Source organism: Aeromonas sp. LsrichE-8G (genome assembly GCF_022869435.1).
GTDB classification, from domain to species: domain Bacteria; phylum Pseudomonadota; class Gammaproteobacteria; order Enterobacterales; family Aeromonadaceae; genus Aeromonas; species Aeromonas caviae.
On the sequence record NZ_JALIHH010000303.1, the window covers coordinates 1 to 293 of the forward strand.

Genomic DNA, 293 nt, shown 5'->3' on the forward strand with positions numbered 1-293 from the left:
GCCGTGATCGGCGGGGCTGAGGGCTGGGAAGATATTGAGGATTTCGGCGAGGTTCATCTTCCCTGGTTTCAATCCAAGGGACTGTTTAAAAACGGCATTCCTGTCCATGACACCATTGCCAGGATCATCTCCGGCATCAAACCAGATGCCGTTTCAGGCCGCCTTTGTGCGGTGGACTCAAGCCATTAACCAGCACACCGATGGCGCCCTGGTCGCTATCGATGGCAAAACCCTGCGCAGTTCCTATGACCGTGAGGATCGAACGTCGACCATTCACATGGTCAGTGCCTATG

The 293-nt window shown here is 54.9% G+C and carries 1 pseudogene; it reads left to right on the plus strand.

Annotated features, from left to right (window positions below):
• Nucleotides 1-293 (plus strand): annotated as a pseudogene (locus MUW49_RS21675) (ISAs1 family transposase); the annotation flags it as partial.